The 452-nt window shown below is 63.5% G+C and carries 1 protein-coding gene; it reads left to right on the forward strand.

Annotated features, from left to right (window positions below):
• Positions 1-452 (forward strand): sigma 54-interacting transcriptional regulator (locus AC1D0P_RS29460; RefSeq protein ID WP_477679970.1); only part of this gene is annotated, 452 nt, incomplete at both ends.

Consider the following 452-nt stretch of genomic DNA (forward strand, 5'->3'; position numbering starts at 1 on the left):
GAACTGATGGCACGGCATGTCCACCGGCTGAGCGGTCGCAAGGGCGAATTCGTCGCCGTCAATTGCGGCGCCGTGCCGGAAGAACTGTTCATCGCGGAAATCTTCGGCCACGAACGCGGCGCCTTCACCAATGCGCGCGCCGAGGGCTCGCCGGGACTGGCGCGCGCCGCTGATCACGGCACGCTCTTCCTCGACGAGGTCGCCGATATCCCGCTCGCAGCGCAGACCTCGCTTCTCAGATTCCTCGACAGCATGGAAATCCGTGCTGTCGGCGGACAAAAGGCACAGAAAGTGGACATACAGATCGTCTCCGCCACCAACCGCGACCTCGAAGATATGGTGGCGCAGCGACAGTTCCGCGCCGATCTCTATTATCGCCTCAACAGCTTTCTCATCCGCCTGCCGCCGCTGCGCGCACGCAGCGATTTCGGCAGCGTCGTCCGCCACCTGAT

It is taken from the genome of Polaromonas sp. P1_G2 (assembly GCF_056405515.1).